Origin of the sequence: Spiribacter sp. SSL99 (genome assembly GCF_009805925.1) — a bacterium.
Taxonomy (GTDB): Bacteria; Pseudomonadota; Gammaproteobacteria; order Nitrococcales; family Nitrococcaceae; genus Spiribacter; species Spiribacter roseus.
Genome location: NZ_MAOM01000018.1, coordinates 111,969 through 134,819, shown reverse-complemented (window position 1 = coordinate 134,819; position 22,851 = coordinate 111,969). Strand labels below are relative to the sequence as shown.

General features: G+C 66.9%; 20 protein-coding genes. 6 read left to right on the top strand and 14 right to left on the bottom strand.

Features of this window, described 5'->3' with window-relative positions; genetic code table 11:
• Positions 1-22: 22 nt before the first annotated feature.
• The 6 genes from leuB to prmB form a co-directional block, all read right to left on the bottom strand.
• Positions 23-1,102 (bottom strand): 3-isopropylmalate dehydrogenase, encoded by a 1,080-nt coding sequence (gene leuB / locus BA899_RS07265; RefSeq protein WP_159300192.1) that lies wholly within the window; start codon positions 1,100-1,102, stop codon positions 23-25.
• Positions 1,099-1,752 (bottom strand): 3-isopropylmalate dehydratase small subunit, encoded by a 654-nt coding sequence (leuD, locus tag BA899_RS07260; protein ID WP_159300191.1) that lies wholly within the window; start codon positions 1,750-1,752, stop codon positions 1,099-1,101. The genes leuB and leuD overlap by 4 nt, the downstream gene beginning before the upstream one ends.
• A gap of 3 nt (positions 1,753-1,755) precedes the next feature.
• Positions 1,756-3,165 carry a 3-isopropylmalate dehydratase large subunit gene (gene leuC / locus BA899_RS07255; RefSeq protein ID WP_069134267.1) on the bottom strand — a complete coding sequence of 470 codons (1,410 nt, stop codon included), beginning with the start codon at positions 3,163-3,165 and terminating at the stop codon, positions 1,756-1,758.
• 70 nt (positions 3,166-3,235) lie between these two features.
• Positions 3,236-4,378, bottom strand: a complete 1,143-nt coding sequence (locus BA899_RS07250) for an MFS transporter (RefSeq protein WP_327451895.1) — start codon at positions 4,376-4,378, stop codon at positions 3,236-3,238.
• A gap of 36 nt (positions 4,379-4,414) precedes the next feature.
• Entirely contained in the window at positions 4,415-5,518 is a 1,104-nt protein-coding gene (aroC, locus tag BA899_RS07245; RefSeq protein WP_159300190.1) for a chorismate synthase, read from the bottom strand.
• Positions 5,519-5,523: 5 nt separating this feature from the next.
• Entirely contained in the window at positions 5,524-6,462 is a 939-nt protein-coding gene (gene prmB, locus BA899_RS07240) for a 50S ribosomal protein L3 N(5)-glutamine methyltransferase (protein ID WP_144348088.1), read from the bottom strand.
• Between the two features lie 62 nt (positions 6,463-6,524).
• On the opposite strand from prmB, the gene BA899_RS07235 reads away from it, so the two are divergent.
• Together BA899_RS07235 and asd are read left to right on the top strand one after the other, a co-directional pair.
• Positions 6,525-7,184 carry an SCO family protein gene (locus BA899_RS07235; RefSeq protein WP_159300189.1) on the top strand — a complete coding sequence of 220 codons (660 nt, stop codon included), beginning with the start codon at positions 6,525-6,527 and terminating at the stop codon, positions 7,182-7,184.
• Entirely contained in the window at positions 7,181-8,083 is a 903-nt protein-coding gene (asd, locus tag BA899_RS07230) for an archaetidylserine decarboxylase (RefSeq protein ID WP_370456329.1), read from the top strand. The genes BA899_RS07235 and asd overlap by 4 nt, the downstream gene beginning before the upstream one ends.
• Here the strand turns inward: asd and epmA are convergent.
• On the bottom strand, positions 8,042-8,989 hold the full coding sequence (epmA, locus tag BA899_RS07225; RefSeq protein WP_159300188.1) for an EF-P lysine aminoacylase EpmA: 948 nt from the start codon (positions 8,987-8,989) through the stop codon (positions 8,042-8,044). The genes asd and epmA overlap by 42 nt on opposite strands.
• A 7-nt stretch (positions 8,990-8,996) precedes the next feature.
• Positions 8,997-9,566 carry an elongation factor P gene (gene efp, locus BA899_RS07220; protein ID WP_069134142.1) on the bottom strand — a complete coding sequence of 190 codons (570 nt, stop codon included), beginning with the start codon at positions 9,564-9,566 and terminating at the stop codon, positions 8,997-8,999.
• 80 nt (positions 9,567-9,646) lie between these two features.
• Between efp and epmB the strand changes: the two genes are divergently transcribed.
• Together epmB and BA899_RS07210 are read left to right on the top strand one after the other, a co-directional pair.
• Positions 9,647-10,651, top strand: coding sequence for an EF-P beta-lysylation protein EpmB (gene epmB / locus BA899_RS07215; RefSeq protein ID WP_159300187.1), 1,005 nt, complete (start codon positions 9,647-9,649; stop codon positions 10,649-10,651).
• Between the two features lie 43 nt (positions 10,652-10,694).
• Positions 10,695-12,677: a sensor histidine kinase gene (locus BA899_RS07210; protein ID WP_159300186.1), complete on the top strand. Its 1,983-nt coding sequence runs from the start codon at positions 10,695-10,697 to the stop codon at positions 12,675-12,677.
• Here the strand turns inward: BA899_RS07210 and BA899_RS07205 are convergent.
• The 3 genes from BA899_RS07205 to parE are packed head-to-tail and all read right to left on the bottom strand — an operon-like array spanning position 12,634 to position 17,517.
• Positions 12,634-13,329 carry a response regulator transcription factor gene (locus tag BA899_RS07205; protein WP_083217691.1) on the bottom strand — a complete coding sequence of 232 codons (696 nt, stop codon included), beginning with the start codon at positions 13,327-13,329 and terminating at the stop codon, positions 12,634-12,636. The genes BA899_RS07210 and BA899_RS07205 overlap by 44 nt on opposite strands.
• A gap of 23 nt (positions 13,330-13,352) precedes the next feature.
• Positions 13,353-15,599 (bottom strand): DNA topoisomerase IV subunit A, encoded by a 2,247-nt coding sequence (gene parC, locus BA899_RS07200; RefSeq protein WP_159300185.1) that lies wholly within the window; start codon positions 15,597-15,599, stop codon positions 13,353-13,355.
• A gap of 25 nt (positions 15,600-15,624) precedes the next feature.
• A complete protein-coding gene (gene parE / locus BA899_RS07195) occupies positions 15,625-17,517 on the bottom strand; it encodes a DNA topoisomerase IV subunit B (RefSeq protein WP_159300184.1) in 1,893 nt (630 codons plus the stop codon).
• A gap of 72 nt (positions 17,518-17,589) precedes the next feature.
• Here parE and BA899_RS07190 point away from each other — a divergent pair, with 72 nt between their 5' ends.
• Positions 17,590-17,841: an exodeoxyribonuclease VII small subunit gene (locus BA899_RS07190; RefSeq protein WP_069134136.1), complete on the top strand. Its 252-nt coding sequence runs from the start codon at positions 17,590-17,592 to the stop codon at positions 17,839-17,841.
• Complete coding sequence (locus BA899_RS07185; RefSeq protein WP_159300183.1) at positions 17,822-18,715, top strand: polyprenyl synthetase family protein; 894 nt, start codon at positions 17,822-17,824, stop codon at positions 18,713-18,715. Before BA899_RS07190 ends, BA899_RS07185 begins: the two co-directional genes overlap by 20 nt.
• A 30-nt stretch (positions 18,716-18,745) precedes the next feature.
• Here BA899_RS07185 and typA read toward each other — a convergent pair whose 3' ends face one another.
• From typA to BA899_RS07170, 3 genes are all read right to left on the bottom strand, one after another.
• On the bottom strand, positions 18,746-20,587 hold the full coding sequence (gene typA / locus BA899_RS07180) for a translational GTPase TypA (RefSeq protein WP_159300182.1): 1,842 nt from the start codon (positions 20,585-20,587) through the stop codon (positions 18,746-18,748).
• A gap of 92 nt (positions 20,588-20,679) precedes the next feature.
• Positions 20,680-22,197 (bottom strand): TrkH family potassium uptake protein, encoded by a 1,518-nt coding sequence (locus BA899_RS07175; RefSeq protein ID WP_148122335.1) that lies wholly within the window; start codon positions 22,195-22,197, stop codon positions 20,680-20,682.
• Positions 22,151-22,828 (bottom strand): TrkA family potassium uptake protein, encoded by a 678-nt coding sequence (locus BA899_RS07170; RefSeq protein ID WP_069134133.1) that lies wholly within the window; start codon positions 22,826-22,828, stop codon positions 22,151-22,153. The genes BA899_RS07175 and BA899_RS07170 overlap by 47 nt, the downstream gene beginning before the upstream one ends.
• Between the last annotated feature and the right edge of the window lie 23 nt (positions 22,829-22,851).

Here is a 22,851-nt window from a genome sequence, read left to right as displayed (position 1 = left end):
CAGAGAAAATTCGAATGAATCGCTATTGATAAAGCGCGTTGACCACGGCCTGACCCATGGTGCGGGTGTCGGCCGCCCGCGCCGGATCGGTGGCCAGATCGGCCGTGCGGTACCCGTCCGCCAGCACTCTGGCAACCGCCTGTTCGACGCGGTCCGCCAGCGCCGCCTCATCAAGGCTGTGGCGCAGCATCATCGCCACCGACAGCAGCGTCGCCAGCGGATTGGCCAGGCCGCGACCCGCGATATCCGGCGCCGACCCGTGGACCGGCTCGTAGAGCCCGCGCCCGCCGTCATCCAGCGACGCCGACGGCAGCATGCCGATGGAGCCGGTCAGCATGGCGGCGCAGTCCGAGAGCACATCGCCGAACAGGTTGCCGGTGACGATGACATCGAACTGGTTGGGATCGCGCACCAGCTGCATGGCGGCATTGTCGACGTACATGTGACTGAGCTCGACCTGCGGGTAACGGGCGGCAAGGTCAGTCATCACCCCGCGCCAGAGCTCGCTCGACTCAAGCACATTGGCCTTGTCCACCGAGCACAGGCGTCCGCCACGGCGGGCCGCCGCCTGGAAGGCGGCATGACCGATCCGCTCGATTTCGTCGGCGCCGTAGACCAGGGTGTTGAAACCCTCCCGCACCCCGTCATCGCGGGTCCTGAGCCCGCGGGGCTGGCCGAAGTAGATACCACCGACGAGCTCGCGCACGATGAGGATATCCAGACCGGCAACCACGTCGGGCCGCAGCGACGAGGCCGCCGCCAGCTCCGGGAACAGCATGGCCGGGCGCAGATTGGCGAAAAGCCCCAGTGTCGAGCGGATCTTCAGCAGACCGGTCTCGGGACGCTGATCCCGCGGCCGATCATCCCACTGTGGCCCGCCCACGGCCCCCAGCATAATCGCATCGGCGGCTTCCGCGAGCCGCCGCGTGGTGGCGGGGAATGGATCACCCTCGGCATCCACCGCGCAGCCGCCGAGGTGGGCGTATTCAAGCTCGGCATCCAGGCCGAAATCCGCACTCAGGGCCCTCAGCAGACGGTCGGCCTCGGCGACGATCTCGGGGCCGATGTGATCGCCCGGGAGCAGCAGAATTCGATGCGTCATGACGCCTCAATATCGCTGAACAGCCACGGCGTGACCATGCGCTGGCGCTGCTCATAGGCGTGGATGGCATCGGCGTGCTCAAGGGTGACGCCAATTTCATCCAGCCCCTCCACCAGCATGTGCTTGCGGTGCGGATCGATCTCGAAGGAGTGACGGGTTCCCTCCGGCGTCGCCACCCACTGGCCGGGCAGATCAACGGTCAGGGCATAGCCGGGCTGTTCCCAGGTCGCCTCGAACAGGCCCTGGACGGTCTCCTCGGGCAGGGTCAGCGGGAGAATCCCGTTCTTGGAGCAGTTGTTGTAGAAGATATCGGCAAAGCTGGGCGCGATCAGCACGCGAAAGCCGAAATCCGCAAGCGCCCATGGCGCGTGCTCGCGGGACGAGCCGCAGCCGAAGTTGGCCCGCGTCAGCAGGATGCTCGCCCTCTGGTAGCGCGGCTGGTTGAGGACGAAATCCCGGTTCAGCGGGCGATCACTGCAGTCCTGTCCCGGCTGTCCTTCGTCCAGATAACGCCATTCGTCGAACAGATTGGGACCGAACCCGGTGCGATGGATCGACTTCAGGAACTGCTTGGGGATGATCGCATCGGTGTCCACGTTGGATCGGTCGAGGGGGGCGACAACCCCCTCGACGCGGGTCAATGGCTCCATTGTCTAGTGCTCCAGCTCTCGGACGTCGACAAAATGACCGGCCACGGCGACCGCCGCTGCCATTTCGGGGCTGACCAGGTGGGTCCGGCCGCCACCGCCCTGGCGCCCCTCGAAATTGCGATTGGAGGTCGAGGCGCAACGCTCGCCGGGGCTCAGACGATCCGGGTTCATGCCCAGACACATCGAGCAGCCGGCGTCCCGCCATTCGAACCCGGCTTCCTTGAACACCTGATCCAGGCCCTCCTGCTCGGCCTGCCACTTAACCAGGCCGGATCCCGGCACCACCATCGCCTCGCGGATGCTCCGCGCCAGGCGCTTGCCGCGCAGGATGCGGGCCGCCGCGCGCAGATCCTCGATCCGGGCGTTGGTGCAGGAGCCGATGAAGATCTTCTCGGGACGGATCTCGCGCATCGGCGTCCCCGGCGTGAGGCCCATATACTCCAGCGCCCGCTGCATGCCGGCGCGCCGGGTCTCGTCGGGTTCGTCAGCCGGGTCGGGGACCACACCGTCCACCGACACCACCATTTCGGGCGACGTCCCCCACGAGACCTGGGGCTTGATCTCGGCGGCGTCCAGCGTGACCACCCGGTCGAACACCGCGTCCTCGTCGCTGACCAGCGTCCGCCAGTAGGCCTCCGCCTGCTCCCACATCCCGCCCGTCGGTGCATACGGCCGGCCGCGGACGTATTCAATCGTGGTGTCGTCCACCGCCACCATGCCGCAGCGCGCACCGGCCTCGATGGACATATTGCAGATCGTCATGCGACCGGACATGGGCAGGGACCGAATGGCCTCGCCGCCGTACTCCACCGCATAACCGGTGCCACCGGCGGTGCCGATCCTGCCAATGATCGCCAGCATGATGTCCTTGGCGGTCACGCCCGGGCCGGGCTGGCCGTCGACCCGGATGAGCATGCGCTTCGAGCGCGCCTGCACCACGGTCTGGGTGGCCAGTGCATGCTCCACCTCGGAGGTGCCGATACCGAACGCCAGCGCCCCGAGGGCGCCGTGGGTGGAGGTATGCGAGTCGCCGCAGACCACGGTCATGCCCGGCTGCGTCGCGCCCTGCTCGGGACCGATGATGTGCACGATCCCCTGGCGCCGGTCCATCAACCCGAACTGGGTGATGCCGTACTCGCGGCAGTTGCGGCTGAGGGTGTCCACCTGCAGCGCCGAGATCGGATCGGCGATGCCGCTGGCGCGCCCGGTGGTCGGGACGTTGTGATCGACTACGGCCAGATTGGCATCGACCCGCCACAGCGGGCGGTCGGCCAGTCTCAGGCCCTCGAAGGCCTGAGGCGATGTCACCTCGTGCACGAGCTGGCGATCGACATACAGCAATGCCGTCCCGTCGCCGTTGTCGCGGACGACGTGGGCATCCCAGAGTTTGTCGTAGAGGGTTTTACCGCCCATGAGATCCTCTTGTCCGGCCATTCGGATTGGTCATATTCCAGCAATAGTATACGCCGGCGGCCAGCGGCGGTTAAGCGCGCGCCGCATACAGCCGGTCGCGGGCCGGCACAACGCTGAACGCGACCATCGACGCGACCGCCGCCAGCCCCGCGGCCAGATAGAATGTCTGCGCTCCCCCGGCGCTGTCCCACAGGCTGCCCGCCACGAAACTCCCCAGTGACACCCCGGCGCCGAAGGTCATGCTGCTGTACAGGGCCTGGCCGCGGCCCTGCAGCCCCCCGGTGAAGTAGCGGTGGATCAACGAGATCGCCGCGGCGTGATAGACGCCATAGGTGGCGGCATGCAGCAGCTGGGCGAACCCCTGGGTGGCGGCCACTTCGGGAAACCGTGCCACCAGCAGCCAGCGCACCACGCCCAGCAGCATTGCCACGGTCAGCAGCCGGCGGGGTCCGAAGCGCGGCAGCCAGCGGGGCATGAGCAGGAACACGCCGATCTCGGCGATCAGCCCGATGGACCAGAGCAGCCCGATGGCCGTCGCGCTGTAGCCATGGGATTGTAGATAGATGCTGTAGAACGCGTAGAACGGTCCGTGGCTCGCCTGCAGCAGAAAGCAGGCGATCAGCAGCCCGAACACCTGGGGCTGGCGCAGCACGGCGAGCAGCCCCTGACCATCGGCCGAGTCACTGGCCTGTCCGGCCTGGGGCACGCTGAGGCTGACCAGGCTGAGCGCGGCGAACAGCCCGACCAATACCACCGGGACGACGCCCACGCCCACCCGGTCGATGCCCTCGCCCACCACCAGCACCGAGGCCATGAACCCGACCGTGCCCCAGAGCCGGATCCGTGGATAGCGATGGGTCTGACCGGTCAGGTGGTTCATCGTGTTGGCTTCAAACTGGGGCATGGCGGCGTGCCAGAAAAAACTGAACGCGATCATCACGGCGGCCATCGCGGCAAACGAGCCGCCGGCCGCGAACACCCCCGAAAAGCAGATCAGCGCGCCGATGCTGGCCAGCCGGATGACCCGGATGCGGTGACCGGTATGGTCCGCCACCCAGCCCCAGAGGTTGGGGGCGATGATCTTGGTGCCGTGCATCAGCGCGATCAGGGTGCCGATGGCGGCCGCATCAAACCCCTGGGCCTTCAGGTAGGGCCCCCAGTAGGGGGAGAGCACCCCCAGGACCCCGAAAAAGGCCAGATAGAAGGCCGACAGCCGGATGGCCGGTACCGCAGGGAAACCGCCGATGGCTTAACCGCCTGGCTGTGCGGGGATGACCGGCGTCCCCGAGTCGACATCGGCATTCTGGCCGCGATGGCGCAGATAGTGATCCACCAGCACCAGCGCCAGCATGGCCTCGGCAATCGGCGTTGCGCGGATCCCCACACACGGGTCGTGGCGGCCGGTGGTCACCACCTCCTGCGGTTGGCCGTGGATGTCCACCGACTGACCGGGGAGGCGGATGCTCGAGGTGGGCTTGAGCGCCATGCGCGCCACCACATCCTGACCCGTGGAAATCCCCCCCAGCGTGCCGCCGGCGTGATTCGACAGGAATCCTTCAGGGGTCATTTCGTCGCGATGCTCGGTGCCTTTCTGGGCGGCACTCGCGAAGCCGTCCCCGATTTCCACCCCGCGCACCGCATTGATGCTCATCAGCGCATGGGCGATATCGGCATCGAGCCGATCGAAGACCGGCTCGCCAAGGCCCGGTGGCACATTGCGGGCCAGCACGCCCACCGACGCCCCCACTGAGTCGCCGGACTTGCGCAGATCATCCATATACGCCTCGAGCTCGGGCAGGCGCCCCGGCTCGCCGCAGAAGAACGGATTGTCATCCACGCTTGCCCAGTCCTCGAGGGACAGCTCGATCGAGCCGAGCTGGCTGAGCCAGCCGCGGATCTCGATGCCCAGACGGGCATGGAGGTAACGCCGGGCGATGGCGCCGGCGGCCACCCGCACCGCGGTTTCACGGGCCGACGAGCGACCCCCGCCGCGGTAGTCGCGGATCCCGTATTTCTGCCAGTAAGTGTAATCGGCATGCCCGGGGCGGAACAGCTCGCTGATCGCCGAGTAATCCTTCGAGCGCTGGTCCATATTCTCGATCAGCAGGCCGATGGGCGCGCCGGTGGTGCGGCCCTCGAACACACCCGAGAGGATGCGGACCTCATCGCCCTCACGGCGCTGGGAGGTATGCCGCGAGGTGCCCGGCTTACGCCGGTCAAGATCACGCTGAAGGTCGGTTTCATCGATGGCAAGCCCGGGTGGGCAGCCGTCAATGACCGCCCCCAGGGCGGGCCCATGGCTTTCGCCGAAGGTGGTGACCGTGAACAGTCGGCCAAAGGTATTTCCGGACATGGGAGTCAGTCGTCTCCGTTCAGTCGTGGGATTTCGCCGGCCGCGGCCGCCGCTCGCAGGGTATCGGCGTCGACCATGAAAACGCCCTCTCCGCCGCGCTCGAACTCGAGCCAGGTAACCGGCAGACGGGGGAAGGCGGCTTCGAAGGCCGCAGCGCCGTGCCCTACCTCGGCGATCAGCACGCCGTGGTCGGTCAGTCGTTGCGCGGCCTGGGGCAACAGTCGGCGGACGGCATCCAGGCCATCCTCGCCCGCCGCGAGCGCATCGCGCGGTTCATGCCGGTATTCCGGCGGCAGCGCGGCCATCGCCGGCGCATCGACGTAGGGCGGATTACTGACGATCAGATCCAGCAGCGGCTCGCTGGGGATGGCGTCCAGCAGATCCGACGCCTGCGCCCGGACCCGATCACCAACGCCGTAGCGCTCGGCATTGCGCGCCGTCCAGTTCAGCGCCGCCGGTGAGCAGTCCAGCGCATCGACCTGCACCGACGGCAGCGCCAGCGCCGTGGCGATGGCAATACAGCCGCTCCCCGTGCCGACATCGGCGATGCGCCGCAGCCGCGCCGGATCCACCCACGGGGCAAAGCCTGATTCAATCAGCTCAGCAATGGGCGAGCGCGGAATCAGCACCTGCTCATCGACCCCAAAGACCAGTCCGCAGAACCACGCTTCGCCAAGAATATAGGGGACGGGACGGCGCTGGTGGACGCGCTCGTCGATGCGGGCAAACAACCGCTCGCGCTCGTCACCCGTGAGCGCGCCGTCAAAATACAGCGCCGGGAGATCCGCCGGCAGGCTGAGGCTGCCCAGCACCAGCGCGGCGGCTTCATCAATGGCGTTGTCGGTGCCGTGGCCATAATGCACGCCTGCCGCCTGAAAACGGCTGGCCGCCCAGCGCACGAAATCGCCCACGGTACGCAGCGGATCGGTTGACGATGATTCCATAGCGGGCAGTTTATCAGGCTCGCCGGGTCATGACCGCCGGCGGAAAGTGGCATAATACACCGATGATGAACGTATCCCCGATCCGACTGGCACTGGGTGTGGCGCTGGCAACGGCATTGATCGCCGGCGCGCTCACGGCCCTGTGGCCGTCCGATGCGCCGCCCGAACGGTTGGACCCGGATGAGGCGGTGGGTACGGTACTGCCTGAGACCCGCGACCTGCCGGCCGTGACACTGACCGATCACAACGGCGGGGACTGGACCCCGTCGGATTTTGAGGGGCGCTGGCAGTACCTGTTCTTCGGCTTCACCCACTGCCCCGACGTCTGCCCGATGACTCTGGCAACCCTCGCGGGTGCCCTCGAGCGTCTGGAGCAGGCGGATGTCGAGCGCCTGCCCGGCGTTGTCTTCGTCAGCGTCGACCCGCAGCGCGATACGCCGGCGGCCATGAAGACCTATGTCGAGCACTTCAGCGATGACTTCATCGGGGTGACCGGTCAACGTGATGCCATCGACCGGCTGACCTCGGCACTGGGCATCAGCTACACCCTGCACGAGCCCGACAGCGAGGGCGACTACGCGGTCGATCACAGCGCCGCCATCCTGCTCATCGATCCGCAGGGTCGGCTGCGGGCGCTCTGGCAGCCCCCCCATGGCCGCGATGTGCTGGCCGACGAGTTCCGGCGGATCCGCGGGCAGTATCCATCGGAGGGCCGCTCATGATGGGGCGATTGTTCAGCCTGATCGTCGCGCTGCTGCCCCAGCATCGACTCTCGCGGGTGGTTCATGGGCTTGCCCGCTGGCGCTGGCGGCCGTGGAAGAACGGGCTCATCCGGCTTTTCACCCGGATCTACGGCGTTGACTGCGGCGAGGCGGCGGCCAGCGAGCCCAACGCCTATGTAAGCTTCAATGCCTTCTTCACCCGGCCGCTGGCGCCCGGGGCCCGGCCCCTCGCCGAAGGCGAAAACCGGATCGTCAGCCCCGTGGATGGTGTCATCAGCCAGCATGGCCCGATCAGCGACGGGCGGCTGATCCAGGCCAAGCGCCAGGACTACAGCGTTGATGACCTGCTGGGCGGCGACCCGCAGCTTGCCGGGCCGTTCCGCCACGGCCACTTCGCCACCCTCTATCTCTCGCCGCGGGACTATCATCGCGTCCACATGCCGATGACCGGATCGCTGCAGCGGATGCTGTATATCCCGGGGCGGCTGTTCGGGGTATCGCCGCCGCTGGTTCGACATGTCTCCCGGCTGTTCGCCCGCAACGAGCGGGTGGTGACCCTGTTCGACACCGCCGCGGGGCCGATGGCCATGGTCCTCGTCGGCGCCATCGGTGTTGGCAGCATCGAGACCCTCTGGAGTGGCGAGGTGACCCCACCCCGGGGGCAGCGCATCCGCAGCTGGGACTTTCGCCATTACCCGCTGACCCTCGAGGCGGGCGACGAGATGGGGCGTTTCAATCTGGGGTCGACGGTGATCCTGCTGTTGGCCGACCCGGATGTGCGGTGGTCCCCGATCATCGGCCTTGAGCAGCCGCTGCGGATGGGTCAGGCGCTGGCGGAAACCCGCGCGGCAGAAGACTCAGGCGCGGGTCCAGGGGAAGGCGATCACCTCCGCGATTGACTCGGCGCCAGCGGCACGGGCGAACATCCGGTCCAGGCCCACGGCAACGCCGGCACAATCCGGCATTCCGGCCGTCATTGCCGCGAGCAGTCGCTCATCAATGGCCATGACTGGCTGACCACGGGCCCGGCGCACCGCCTGATCGGCCTCGAAACGCTCACGCAGCGCCCGCGCATCGGTCAATTCCCGAAACCCGTTGGCCATTTCCACGCCCCCGATGAACAGCTCAAATCGCTCCGCGAGCCGGGAATCCGCGGGATCGAGCCGCGCGAGGACAGCCTGATCGGCGGGGTAGTGCGTGACAAAGCACCGCGCCGGCAACTGTGGGGCGACCACCTGGCTGAACAGCCAGTCGAGCAGAACCCGATGGTCGGTGCCCGAAGGCAGTGGACAGGCGGCCGGCCGGGTCCGGGCGGCGGCGGTCAACTGATCGATGGATGCAGTCAGCGGATCCGGCAGACCGGCCGCCTCGAAGGCCGCCTGGTAAGTGTATCGCCGGATCGGAGCGGGCCCGAGCAGGCAATCGGTCAGCGCCGTGAGCTCGTCCATGAGGTCGTCGGCGCTGTAGCCCAGGCGATACCACTCGAGCAGTGTGAACTCGGGGTTATGCCAGCGCCCCTGCTCCCCCGCCCGAAATGCCGGAGTAATCTGATAGCAGTCCCCCAGGCCGGCGGCGATCAGGCGCTTCATCGCGTACTCGGGCGAGGACTGCAGCCAGTATCCGCTGGCCGACTCCTGCAGGCAGTCGATAGCGGGATCGGTGACCCCGGTGGCGGCGAGCAGCGGGGTGTCGACCTCGATGACGCCGCGCTGGTCAAAGAAGCGGCGCAGCCGCGCCCGCCACCCGGCGCGCTGGCGCAACGCCTGGAGCGAGGCGCTGGGCCGCCAGTCCGCCCCCGCGACCAAGGGGCGGTCAGTCCTTGGCGCGCGAGACGTATTCGCCCGAGCGCGTATCGACCTTGAGGACTTCGCCTTCCTGGATGAACAGCGGGACCTGTACGACGGCCCCGGTCTCGAGCGTGGCCGGCTTGCTGCCACCACTGCTGGTATCACCCTTCATGCCCGGGTCGGTCTGGGTAACGGCCAGCGTGACATGCGGCGGCGGCTCGACCGAAAGGGGCTCGCCGTTGTACAGCGTGACGTTGCAGGTGTCCTGCTCCTTGAGCCATTTGCCGTTGTCGCCCACGGCGGCCTCGGGGGCGGCATGCTGCTCGAAGGTCTCGGGGGCCATGAAGTAGTAGAATTCGCCGTCGTTGTAGAGATACTGCATCTCGGTTTCCATCACGTCGGCGGCTTCAACGCTCTCGCCCGACTTGAAGGTACGGTCGATCACCTTGCCGGTCTTGAGGTTGCGCACCTTCACCCGGTTAAATGCCTGCCCCTTGCCGGGCTTGACGAATTCATTCTCGACAATCGAGTAGGGCTCACCGTCGAGCAGCAGCTTCAGGCCCGACTTGAACTGATTGGTGCTGTACGTCGCCATTGGTTCTCCATTGCGCTGACTGCCGCGACCTGCACGGCGAACAGCGCTGCATGCTAACCGAAACGACAGAGGGATGACACATGAGCACAGCCCCGTGGCAGCGCGAGTGGCAGAACGCCATCCGGCACCCGGCGTCGCTGCTGAAGCGCCTCGGGCTGGATGCCTCGCTGCTCGAGCCGGCAACACGCGCGGACCGGCTGTTCGAACTGCGGGTGCCGGAAGCCTATCTGCAGCGCATCGAACCGGGTAATCGCCATGACCCCCTGCTGCGCCAGGTCCTGCCGGTGGACGCGGAATCCGCCGACAGCGGCGGCTTTGGCGATGACCCGGTGGGCGATCAAGCCAGTCTTGCCAACGGCGGCGTCATCCACAAATACCGCGGGCGTGCGCTGCTGATCACCACCGGTGCCTGCGCCATCAACTGCCGCTATTGCTTTCGCCGCCACTTTCCCTATGCCGACGCCAACGCGAGCAGCGGGCAATGGGCCGGGGCCATCGACTACCTGCGCGCCGATCCATCCATCAGCGAAGCCATCCTCAGCGGCGGCGACCCGCTGAGCCTCAACGACCGGCGTCTGGGCGCGCTCAGCGAGGCCCTCGCCAGCATCCCGCACCTGCGGCGCCTCCGCGTCCACAGCCGCATGCCGGTGGTCCTGCCAAGCCGCATCGACGGGGCGCTGCTGGAGTGGCTGACCGGCACCCGCCTGACACCGGTCATGGTCATCCACGCCAATCACCCCAACGAACTGGATGGCCGCGTCGCCGATGCCCTGCAACGCCTGACCGCGCGCGGCGTGCGGCTTTACAACCAGGCCGTGCTGCTGCGCGGCGTCAACGATGACGCCGCAACCCTGGAGGCGCTGGGCGAGCGGTTGTTTGAACTGGGCGTACAGCCCTACTACCTGCACCTGCTTGATCGCGTCCGCGGGGCGGCCCATTTCGAGGTGGACGACGCGACCGCCGCCGCCCTCATGCGGGCACTGGCCGCGGCGACGCCGGGCTACATGCTGCCGCGACTGGTCCGCGAAGTGGCCGGTGAGCCCTGGAAAGTGCCCATCGACTGGACTCGGCACGCCCCGATGTGACGGGCAAGTGGCCTGTCCCAAGGGCCGGTGGCAGACTTAACCCATGAAACGGATCCTCATGGTTCTGATTGCACTGCTGCCGACGCTGGCCACCGCGGCCGTCATCGCGCCCGATGACGGCCGCACCCGGCTGGACAGCCAGGTAGCGTTTCTCGAGGATCCCACCGGCGGGAAAACCATCGGTGAGGTCCGTGCCGCGGACGCCGCCGGCGCGTTCGTCTCCAACGACGGCATTGGCGGCCTCAACTTTGGCCTGTCGGCCTCGGTTTACTGGCTGCGCTTCACCCTTGTCGGGAACACCCCCGAGCCGGCGCCCTACCTGATCGAGGTGGGATTCTATGGGCTGACCGACCTACGGCTTTTTTATCCCGACGGCACAGTCGTTGAAACCGGCCAGTATCAGCCGGCGGCGAATCGCCCCTGGCCGCACCGACACCCGGTCTTTCCGATACAGCTCGCCTCGGACGCGCCCCAGACCTACTATCTACGGGTGGCCTCGGTGGGCTCGCTCACAACGCCGCTGACGCTGTGGGAGCCGGCGACGTTCAGTTATGCCACCCAGACCGACTATCTGTGGACGGCCGCCTACTATGGCGTCGCCGGCGCGCTGCTGCTGTTCAATTTCTTCCTGTTCCTGTCCCTGCGCGATCGCAACTACCTGCTTTACTGCGGATTTCTGCTGTTTGCGGCGTCCGGCATGTGGTTCATGAACGGATTTGGTGCCTACTCCCTCGCGCTGGTCGACTGGCCGCGCAGCATTGGGACCAACACCCTGTTCTCCATCGCGGGCGTCTTCGCCGTCGAATTCCTGCGCCAGTTTCTGGATACGCGCCGATCCGTTCCCCGGGCCGACTGGCTGCTGCGTGGGCTGATGGTGGCATTTACCGTGGTGGCGGCTTTTCCGCTGCTGGGTCTGCCGGTCCGCATCGGCGTGATCAGCCTGAGTGCGCTGGCGGTACTCGCCGGACCATTGATGCTGGCGGTGACGGTCATCTGCTGGCTCGCCGGATATCGCAGCGCGCGTTTCCTGCTGGCCGCCTGGGCGGTCCTGCTGCTGGCCGTCGGCATCCAGGCGGCCCGCAATTTCGCCCTCGTACCGACCAACGCGGTGACGCTCAATCTCATGCAGATCGGCTCGCTGCTCGACATGCTGCTGCTCTCGTTCGCCCTCGCCGACCGGATCCAGGCCGAGCGGCGGGCCCGGGAACAGGCCCAGGACATAGCGCTCGAGGCCGAGGCGGAGCTGGTCCAAGGGCTTCGGGATTCCGAGCGGCAGCTTGAGCGCAAGGTCCAGGACCGCACCGAAGCGCTGGAGTCGGCCCTGAACCGAGAGCGCGAGACCCTCAATCAGTACATCGAGTTCGGGGCGCTGATCGCGCATGAATTCCGTAACCCGCTGGCGATCATCTCAAACCAGACGGAGCTCGCCCGGCTCGAGCAGCAGCGTGATCATGTCCTTTCGGATGAGCGCCTTCAGGCCATCGATCGGGCGGCGGAACGCCTGCGGGGGCTGTTTGATGAATGGCTCAAAAGCGACCGCCTGCACGACCGACTCGATGCCATGGAAAGGCAGACCATCAACCTCGACGACTGGCTCGCCCGGGTGTTGCACAGCAGCGACCTGCGAGTCACCCATAGCATCGTGATCGAGTCCATCGACGCCGTGCCCGTGGTTGTCGATGAGGCGCTGCTGACCACCGCGCTGCATAATCTCATCGACAACGCGGCCAAGTACTCGCCCGCCGGGGCGCCGATCCGTGTCCGCACACGCAGGGCCGTGGATTGCATCGGCATCGCCGTCAGCGATGAGGGCGCCGGGATCGATGAAGCCGAGCAGGCCGCGATTTTCAGAAAACACCACCAGGCAGCCGGGCGGCCCCGGAAACAGGGACTGGGGCTGGGACTCTACCTGGTCGCCGAGGTCATGCGCGCCCACGGCGGATCGGTGACGGTGGACAGTTCACCCGGCCAGGGCAGCGTCTTTACCCTGTGGATCCCTCTCCCGTCCAGTCAATCTCTGCCGTGAACGCATACCCCGTCCCCCGGACAGTCACGATGGGGGCCTCGAGACCGAGCTGGTCGGCGATCTTGACCCGCAGACGGCGCAGCATGACCTCCATACGGCGGATGTCGTAGGTCTCCGGGTCGGCCCCCAGGCGTCGGATGATCGTGTCGCGCTCCACCACGGCACCGGGTTGGCCCGCCAGCAGTTCCAGCAACGCCAGCTCCGAGGCGGTGAGCCTGACCGCCGATCCATCGGGCGCGCGCAGCTGCCAGCTGAGCGAGTCGAGCTGCCAGTGATCGTTCACGGGCAGCCGCGCGATCAGATTGCGGACACTCACACTGAGCTCCACCAGGTTCACCGGCTTGACGAAATAGTCATCGGCACCGGCATCGCGACCGGCGATCCGCTCCGCCTCGCGACCGGCGGCGGTCACCATGATGATGCCCTTTCCGCGCAGGTCCGGCCGGCGTCTGAGCCAGTCAAGACCGGACTCGCCCGGCAGGGCCAGATCCAGCACCAGCACCGCCGCATCGGTCTGCGCCAGCGCTGCATCGGCGGCTTCCACCGATTCCACACCGGCGGTGGTCCAGCCGACCTGCGTCAGATAACCCACCACCGCATCCCGGATGTCGGCCTCATCCTCGATCACCAGCGCATCAATCATTCCTGCCATGCCAAAAGCCTGCTGCAGCGTCTTCAGTTGGAATGCGGGGACAGCGCATCGACCCGCTGGAAGCCCCGCGGCAGCGGCCGCCCACGCCGGCCCCTTTCGCCCTCGTAGGCGGCCAGATCCGCTGTCTTGAGCGTGAGGGTACGCTTGCCGGCGGTAACCACCAGTGGCTGATCCGGCCCCAGCAGACACAGTCCCACCACCTTCTCAGTCCCCTCGGCCCGACGCGCGGCGGGGATATCGATCAGCTTGTTGCCCTTGCCGCGTGACAGCTCGGGGAGCTGATCAAGGGCAAACACCAGCAGCCGCCCCGCGCTGGTGGCCACGGCGACGCGGTCGGCATGGGCCGGGAGGCGGATGGGAGGCAGGATTTCGCTGTCGGCCGGGCGATTGATCACCGCCTTGCCGGCCTTCTGACGGGCCTGCAACGACTGCATCCGGGCCACAAAGCCATAGCCGCCGTCCGATGCCAGCAGCACCCGCTCCTCGGGTTCGCCGCACAGCACATGCGCAAAGTAGGCGCCATCCGGCGGTTGCAGCCGGCCGGTCAGCGGTTCGCCCTGGCCACGGGCCGAGGGCAGCGTATGCGCGGGCAGGCTGTAACTGCGTCCCTGGGTGTCCAGGAAAACCGCCAGCTGGTTGCTGCGCCCGCTGGCCGCCGCGGCAAAACCGTCACCGGATCGATAGGAGAGTCTGCGCGGATCCACCTCGTGGCCCTTGGCCGTCCGCGCCCAGCCCTTCTGCGAGAGCACCACCGTGATCGGTTCACTGGGCACAAGTTCGCTTTCACTCAGTGCCCGTGCACTGCTGCGCGCCACCAGCACCGAGCGGCGGTCGTCGCCATAGGCCTCGGCATCGGCCTTCAGCTCGGACTGGATGAGCTGGGTCATCCGGTCTTCCGAGCCGAGAATGTCAGTCAGCTCGTCGCGCTCGGTCGCGAGCTCGTCCTGCTCACCCCGGATTTTCATTTCCTCGAGCCGGGCAAGCTGCCGCAGCCGCAGCTCGAGGATGGCCTCGGCCTGGGTCTGGGTCAGCCCGAAGCGTTGCATGAGGGCCGGGCGCGGTTCATCCGCGTCACGGATGATCGCGATCACCTCGTCGATGTTCAGATAGGCGGTCAGCAGGCCCTCGAGCACATGCAGACGCGCCTCGACCTTTTCCAGCCGCCACTGCAGGCGGCGCCGGACCGTGTCGCGGCGATATTCGAGCCACTCGCCAAGCAGCTCGCGCAGATTGCGCACCCGCGGGCGGCCATCCAGACCGATCACGTTCAGGTTGACCCGATAGGTTTTCTCGAGATCGGTGGTGGCGAAGACATGCTGCATCACCTCCTCGGCATCCACCCGGTTGGAGCGCAGGCTGATGACCAGGCGGGTCGGGTTCTCGTGGTCCGATTCGTCACGCAGATCCTCGACCATGGGCAGCTTGCGGGCCTGCATCTGCGCGGCGATCTGCTCGAGCACCCGACTGCCGGAGACCTGGAACGGCAGGGCGGTCACGATCACATCGCGGCCATCCTGCTCCCAGCGGGCGCGCAGCCGCAGACCGCCATGACCGGTTTCGTAGAGCCGGCGGATGTCACTGGCGGAGGTGATGAGCTCGGCATCGGTGGGAAAGTCGGGGCCCTGGATGTGTTCGCAGAGCGCGTCGATGTCGGCCTCCGGCTCATCCAGCAGCCGGATGCAGGCCGACGCGACCTCGCGCAGATTGTGTGGCGGGATATCGGTGGCCATGCCCACGGCGATCCCGGTACCGCCGTTCAGCAGCACATTGGGCACCCGCGCCGGCAGGGTCACCGGTTCATCCAGACTGCCATCAAAGTTGGGTTGCCATTCGACCGTGCCCTGGCCCAGTTCCTGGAGCAGCAGGCGGGCGTAGGGGGCCAGCCGCGCCTCGGTGTAGCGCATGGCCGCGAAGGACTTGGGATCGTCCGCCGACCCCCAGTTGCCCTGGCCGTCCACCAGCGGATAGCGATAGGAGAAGGGCTGGGCCATCAGCACCATCGCCTCGTAGCAGGCCGAGTCGCCGTGGGGGTGGTACTTGCCCAGCACGTCGCCCACGGTGCGGGCCGACTTCTTGTGCTTGGAGACCGCCGAGAGGCCCAGCTCGGACATGGCATAGACGATCCGCCGCTGCACGGGCTTGAGGCCATCGCCGACGTGGGGCAGCGCCCGGTCGAGGATGACGTACATCGAATAATCGAGATACGCCTTTTCGGTGAACTCCTGCAGCGGGCGGCGCTCGAAGCCTTCTGACTGAATCGGTTCGCTCATCGTTTGTGGATATCCTGTCGCCCGTTCATACCAGTACGTCGGCCAGATCGCCCTTGCGCTCCAGCCAGGCGCGGCGCTGGCCGGCGGCACGCTTGCCCAGCAGCATCGCCATCAGCGCCTCGGTTTCCTCGGGGGCGTCAACGGTCAACTGAACCAGCCGCCGTGTATCCGGGGCCATGGTGGTCTCGCGAAGCTGCAGCGGGTTCATCTCACCGAGCCCCTTGAACCGGGTGATCGCCACTTTGCCCTTGAGCTTTTCGGCCTCGATCCGCTCGAGGATACCCTGGCGCTCGTCCTCGTCCAGCGCGTACCAGGTCTGCTTGCCCACATCCACCCGATACAGCGGCGGCATGGCCATGAACACGTGGCCGGCCCGCACCAGGGCGGGGAAATGGCGCAGGAAGAGCGCGCAGAGCAGCGTCGCGATATGCGCACCATCGGGGTCGGCATCGGCCAGCACGCAGACCTTGGCGTAGCGCAGCCCGCTCAGATCCTCCGACCCCGGCTCGATCCCCAGCGCAACGGCGATGTCATGGACCTCCTGCGAAGCCATGACCTCAGACGGATCGACCTCCCAGGTATTGAGGATCTTGCCACGCAGCGGCATCACGGCCTGAAAGTCGCGGTCGCGGGCCTGTTTGGCGGACCCCCCGGCGGAATCCCCCTCCACCAGAAACAGCTCGCTGATGCCCGGATCCTGGTTGCTGCAGTCGGCCAGCTTGCCGGGCAGCGCCGGCCCCTGGGTGACTCGCTTGCGCGTCACCTTGCGTGATGCCCGAAGGCGGCGCTGGGCATTGGCGAGCACCAGCTCGACAAGTGCTTCGGCCTCGCTGGTGTGTTCGTTGAGCCACAGACTGAAGGCGTCCTTGACCACGCCCGAGACGAATCCGGCGCAGGCGCGGGAGGACAGGCGCTCCTTGGTCTGGCCCGAGAACTGCGGCTCCTCGAGCTTGACCGAGAGCACATAGGTGACCCGCTCCCAGACATCCTCCGGGGCGATGCGTACGCCGCGCGGGAGGAGATTGCGGAATTCGCAGAACTCCCGCAGCGCCTCGGTCAGGCCGGTGCGCAGGCCGTTGACGTGGGTGCCGCCCTGCAGGGTGGGGATCAGGTTGACGTAGCTTTCCTGCACCGGCTCACCCTGCTCGGGCAGCCAGGCGACCGCCCATTCCACGGCTTCGTGGGCGGCCGAAAAATCGCCGGTGAACGGCGCTGCGGGGATCTGCGGGACACCCTCGAGGGTGGTTCCCAGATAATCGGCCAGCCCCTTTTCGTAGTGCCAGAGCGTTTCCTCGCCGCTGGCCTCCTCGACCAGCCGCACGGCGAGCCCCGGGCAGAGAACCGCCTTGGCCCGCAGGACATGGCGCAGGCGCGGCAGCGAAAAGCGGGCCGAATCAAAGTACTCGGCATTCGGCCAGAAATGCAGGCGCGTGCCGGTGTTGCGCCGGCCGACCTCGCCCACCGCCTCGAGGGGCTGGATCCGCTCGCCGTTGGCGAAGGCCATCCGCCATTCCCGCCCGTCGCGGCGGATACTCACCTCGAGGCGGGTCGACAGGGCGTTGACCACCGACACACCCACCCCGTGCAGGCCGCCGGAGAACTGGTAGCTCTCGCGCGAGAACTTGCCGCCGGCATGCAGTCGGCCAAGGATGATTTCAACGCCGGGCGCCCCCTCCTCGGGGTGCATGTCCACCGGCATGCCGCGTCCATCGTCACTGACTGACAGTGACCCGTCGCGATGCAGCGTGACGTCAATGCGCTGGCAGTGACCGCCGATGGCCTCGTCGACGCTGTTATCGATGACCTCCTGGGCCAGATGGTTGGGGCGGGTGGTATCGGTATACATCCCCGGGCGACGGCGCACCGGATCGAGGCCGGTGAGAACCTCGATGGAAGCGGAATCGTAATCTTTGCTCATGGCGGGAAGTGTAACGGGTGGCACCGCATCGGGCGAGTGCGTTGCCCGCCACTGCGCGCTAGACTTGCGGGCATGAGTGAATCTGAATCGACCCCCGACTTTGAAGCCGCCCTCAAGACCCTCGAGGAACTGGTCGAGCGCATGGAAGCCGGCGAGCTGACACTGGAGCAGTCCCTGCAATGCTTCGAGCAGGGCATCCGGCTGACGCGGGAGTGCCAGAAGGCGCTGACCGAGGCCGAACAGCGCGTCGAGATTCTCGCCGGCCGCGATCCCGACGCCCAGCCCCGGCCCTTCGAGGGAAGCGATGACACCGGCCCTGAATGACGCGCTGAGCCGGGCCCGTGCGCGGGTCGAGGCGGCCCTGGAAACCGCCCTTCCCGCCGACGACCAGCCACCGACGCGGCTCCATCAGGCCATGCGCTATGCCGTGCTGGCGCCGGGCAAGCGGCTGCGCCCGTTCCTGGTCTACGAGGCGGGGGCATTGTGTGGCGTCGACGCGTCGGATCTGGATCCCGCCGCCTGTGCGGTGGAGATGATCCATGCCTACTCGCTTGTCCACGACGACCTGCCGGCCATGGACGACGATGACCTGCGCCGCGGTCAGCCGACCTGTCACCGGGCGTTTGACGAGTCCACCGCGATCCTCGCCGGCGATGCCCTCCAGACCCTGGCGTTCGAGCATCTGGCGGGAGCGACGGGCGTTGCCGCCGAACGCCGACTGGAGATGGTGCAGACCCTGGCGGCGGCGGTGGGCTCGCAGGGCATGGCGGGCGGTCAGGCGCTGGACCTGGGCGCCGTCCGGCATCAACTGAATGCCGCGCAGCTCGAGACCATGCACCGCTACAAGACCGGGGCGCTGATCCTGGCCAGCCTCAGGCTGGGTTCGCTGAGCGGACCCCACGGCGTTGACGATTCGGTCCGTCAGAGGCTGGATGAGTACGGCCAGCGCATCGGTCTGGCCTTTCAGGTACAGGACGACATCCTCGATGTCACCGGCGACAGCGAGGCCATTGGCAAGACCAGCGGCGCCGATGCGCGTCGCGCCAAGCCGACCTATCCGGGGCTGATGGGCCTTGAGGCCTCGCAGCAATTCGCCCGTCGACTGCGCGACGGGGCCGTCGACGCCCTGGGCGGTATGGGGTCTGGCGCCGATCGCCTGCGCGCGCTCGCCGACTACATCATCCAGCGCGAGCGCTGAGCCCGGACTGCTCCGGGCTCACGACGGGCCCTAGTGGCCGGCCTTCGCCGCCTTCTTGCGCTCATGCTCGAGGAGGTATTTCTTGCGGATGCGGATGGCGCCCGGGGTCACTTCCACCAGCTCATCGTCGTCGATGAACTCCAGCGCCTGCTCCAGCGTCAGCCGTTGCGGCGGCGTGAGGATGATGCTCTCGTCCGAGCCGGCCGCGCGCACATTGGTCAGCTGCTTGGCCTTGAGCGGGTTGACCACCAGATCGTTGTCACGGTTGTGCAGCCCGATGACCATCCCCTCATAGACCTCGTCGCCATGCCCGATGAACAGCTTGCCGCGATCCTGGAGGTTGAACAGCGCATAGGCGAGCGCCTTGCCGGGCGCCATCGACACCAGCACACCGTTGATCCGCTGACCGTACTCACCGGTCTTCGCCGGGCCGTAGTGATCGAAAACGTGATACATCAGCCCGGTGCCCGAGGTGGCGGTCAGGAACTCAGTGCGAAAACCGATGAGGCCCCGCGCGGGAATGGTGTAGTCCAGCCGCACCCGGCCACGGCCGTCGGGGAGCATGTCGGTGAGCTCGCCGCCGCGCTCGCCAAGGGCCTGCATCACCGCGCCCTGATAGTCTTCCTCGACGTCGACGGTGAGCTGCTCGAACGGCTCCTCAAGCCGGCCATCGACCTCGCGGGTGATGACCTCGGGCCGGGAGACACCCAGCTCATAGCCCTCGCGGCGCATGTTCTCGATGAGAATGCCCAGATGCAGCTCACCGCGGCCCGAGACCCGGAAACGCTCGGGGTCATTGGTGTCCTCGACCCGCAGCGCGACGTTGTGCTCGAGCTCACGCATCAGCCGCTCCCGCAGCTGCCGCGAGGTCACATACTTGCCCTCGCGGCCCACGAACGGCGAAGTGTTCACCTGGAAGGTCATGGACACCGTCGGCTCGTCGACGGTCAGTGCCGGCAGCGCCTCCACCGCCGAGCTGTCGCAGAGCGTGTCGGAGATGTTGATGCCGTCAATGCCGGTAAACGCGATGATATCGCCGGCACTGGCGAAGGGCACCTCAACGCGGTCAAGCCCCAGGAAGCCCAGCACCTGGAGCAGCCGGACCTGTCGGCGCTTGCCGTCGCGGTCGACGCAGCTCAGCGTCTGGTTGCTCTTGACGCTGCCCCGCTCGATACGGCCGATGCCGATGACGCCGACATAGCTGTTGTAGTCGAGGGAGGTCACCTGCATGCGGAATGGCCCCTCGGCATCCACCTGAGGCGCCGGGACGATGTCGCGGATGAGCTCGAACAGCGGGGTCATGTCGCCGCTGCGGACATCCGAGTCGGTGCCGGCATAGCCGTTCAGCGCCGAGGCGTAAATCACCGGAAAGTCGAGCTGCTCGTCACTGGCACCCAGGTTGTCGAACAGATCGAAGGTCTTGTCCACCACCCAGTCGGGCCGCGCGCCATCACGGTCGACTTTATTGACCACCACGATGGGCTTGAGACCCAGCGCCAGCGCTTTCTGGGTGACAAAGCGGGTCTGCGGCATCGGTCCGTCGACCGCATCGACCAGCAGCAGCACCGAGTCGACCATCGACAGCACGCGCTCGACCTCGCCACCAAAATCGGCATGGCCCGGTGTGTCGACGATGTTGACGCGCAGATCCTGCCACTTGATGGCGGTATTCTTTGACAGGATCGTGATGCCGCGCTCGCGCTCCAGATCATTGGAATCCATGATCCGGTCCTGCACCTCGCCCCGCGCGGCCAGGGTGCCCGACTGCTGGAGCAACTGATCCACTAGCGTGGTCTTGCCGTGGTCGACATGGGCGATGATGGCGACATTGCGCAGGTCGCGCACGTCGGTCTGGATGGGATCGGTGCTCATGGGATTTCGCTCGCTGATCAATCGGTCGCTGTGATGAATAACCCCCCAGTCTACAGGTTGCGCGGCGGAATTGTCGGCCAGCCGGCGATTTCCTAGCGCCGTCCCAGGAAAAACGCCACCAGCAGCAGCAGCGGAAACACCTCGAGTCGTCCCAGCAGCATGAGCACGCTCAGCACCAGCGCGGCGCCGGTGTCCAGGTCCGGTCCGGCCACCCCGGTGGCGAGCCCGTTGTTGAACAGCGCCGAGGCCGTGTCGAAGAACACATAGGCCAGACGCATGTCATCGGGCATCCAGTAGAGCATGATGAAAACGCCGACGAGCCACAGCAGCATGAATACGCCCACGAGCCGCAGCGCGGTATGCCCGAGCCGCGCCATTTCCGCCGGCGTGATCCGGGCGCCGTTATAGCGCAGCACGACCACCTCGTGGGGCGTGGCGCGCAGCCGTCTCAGCTGGCCGACCACGTCCTTGATCAAAAGCCCGACGCGCAGCAGTTTGATGCCCCCGGCCGCCGATCCGGCCATGCCGCCCATGGCCAGCCCGACCAGCATCAACAGCAGCGAGCCATTGTCGAGCGTGGCGATGTTCACCGATGTCACACCGGTGGCGGTGATGGCGGACACCCACAGCACCAGCGCACTGACCGGGTCGGTATCGGCACCCACCAGCCAGCGGTGCCCCCAGAGCAGCAGCCCGCCCAGCACGAGCACGTAGACGAATACCCGCACCTCCAGCAACTGCCACAGGGACCGCGGGCCGACCCGCTCGACCACCATCCGGTAATGAATGAGAAAGCTGATCGCCCCCACCAGCATGATCGGTGTGTAGGCCAGTCGAACCGCAGTGCTCGCGCTCGCCAGCCCATCATCGGTGATCGTGAACCCGCCCGTGGAAATCGCCGACATGGCGTGATTGATGGCCCGCCACAGTGGGTCGCCGGCCAGCCACAGCAACAGGATGCCAATCAGCGTGTAGCCCACATAGATGGCCCAGATGGCCTGCACGGTGGATTTGACCGTCGGCAGGATCTTTTCATCGCGGGCTTCCGAGAAGTACAGGTTGATCGCGCCGCGCTCGGCGGGGATCACCGCCAGCAGCAGAAGGATGACACCAATGCCACCCACCCACTGGATCAGGCTGCGCCACCACTGGATATGCAGGGGCAGCTCGGAGGCGGCACTCACCACCGTCAGGCCGGTTGAGGTGAACCCCGATACCGATTCGAACACGGCATTGGCCGGATACCGGAAGATCTGGATAGCGGCGTCAACCGCGGGCGGCGAGAGATGCGCACTGATATAAATGGGGATCGCCCCCACCAGGGTGATGAGCAGCCAGCTGATCGCGGCAATCAGCATGGATTGATAGCGATAGAACACCAGCGGGCCCCGCGTCGTCCAGACCAGCGCCTGCCCGGCGCCCAGCGACACCGCCGCGGTGATCAGGAATCCGGCCAGCCCCCAGCGCTCGCCACCCCACCAGGCGATGGGCAGCGAGGCCAGCGCCATGGCGCCGGGGACATGCAGGAGAAAGCCGACGCCACGCAGGATCTCGCGCACGCGCTCATCCCCCCAGCTTGCGCTCGAGAAACTCCCGCCGGCGGCGGCCACGCAGGCGCTCCGTGGCGAACAGGATCACGCTGTCGCCCGCCGCCAGGGCATCGCCCTCGGTCAAGGGCTGGGTCTCGCCGTCACGGACCCGCGCCAGCAGCTGCAGCCCCGCGTCCGGCAGTTCCCGCTGCTGGATCGTGCGGGCGTCAAGCCCCAGCAGGGGCGAGCCGTCTTCAAGTCTGAGTTCGATGATCTGCTGGCCGCCACGCAGGGTGGTGACATCGCTGATGCCCGGCAACAGCGTGATGTCCAGCAGATGCTGGGCCACCAGGCGCTCCGGGTCGCCGAGCACGCGCACCCCCAGGCGGCGGAACATGGCCATATGCGAACGGCGGCTGACCGTGGCCGTCAGCGTTTTCACCCCGACCTCCCGGGCCAGCAGAATCGCCATGAGATTGGTCGAGTCGTCATCCGTGGTGGCGATCAGCGCCTCGGCCCGCGCCAGCTGGCTTTCATCGACAAAGGCATCGTCACCGACGTCCATGGACAGCACCCGCACGTCGTGCTGCTCGGCACAGGCATTGGCCAGGGCCGGGTCGCTCTCGACCACCACCAGCTCATTGTTGGTGCCCGACAGGGCCTGCTCGATCAGGTTCGTGCCGACCGGGCCGGCACCGATTATCACAATCATCACTGCGGGGTAGCCTTCTGGTT